Below are 680 nucleotides of genomic sequence, written 5' to 3' on the forward strand. Positions count from 1 at the left end.
CCCTCGGGCATTCTCAAGACGGATCCCCATTTCCAGACGATAAGGCTGCATTAAATCGAGCGGGCGTAGTACGCCATACAAGCCGGAAAGCATTCGCAAATGCTGTTGGGCAAAATCGAAATCGTCTTCGCTGAAGGTTTCGGCCTGCAAGCCGGTGTAGACATCACCTTTAAACGCCAGAATCGCCTGGCGGGCATTCTCCGGCGTGAAATCTGGCTGCCAGTCATTAAAGCGAGCGGCGTTGATACCCGCCAGTTTGTCGCTGATGCGCATCAGCGTGCTAATCTGCGGAGGCGTCAGTTTCCGCGCTTCATGGATCAACTGCTGGGAATTGTCTAACAGCTCCGGCAGCGTATAGCGCGTGGTGGTCAACGGGCTTTGGTAATCAAGCGTTTTCGCAGGTGAAATAAGAATCAGCATATCCAGTCCTTGCAGGAAATTTATGCCGACTTTAGCAAAAAAAGAGAATGAGTTGATCGATAGTTGTGATTACTCCTGCGAAACGTCATCCCACGCGTCTGGAGAAAGCTGGCGACCGATCTCCGGATAACGCAACGGATCAAACACCGGGCGCACGCCGAGTTTACGCTGGCGTAGATAATCACTGGCAATGGTATGAACCACAGGCGAGAGCAGTAATATGGCGGTCAAATTGGTAATAGCCATGCAGGCCATTATGA

The 680-nt window shown here is 51.8% G+C and carries 2 protein-coding genes; both read right to left on the reverse strand.

Translation table 11 applies throughout. The features are described 5' to 3' along the window. Window positions 1-420 (reverse strand): YaaA family protein (locus AC5O77_RS21865; RefSeq protein WP_494507186.1); only part of this gene is annotated, 420 nt, incomplete at its 3' end. Window positions 421-489: 69 nt separating this feature from the next. Continuing rightward, window positions 490-680, reverse strand: a 191-nt coding sequence (locus AC5O77_RS21870; RefSeq protein ID WP_494507187.1) for an alanine:cation symporter family protein, incomplete at its 5' end; no start/stop codon positions are given.

The organism is Stenotrophomonas sp. INTA L402-1 (genome assembly GCF_059295135.1).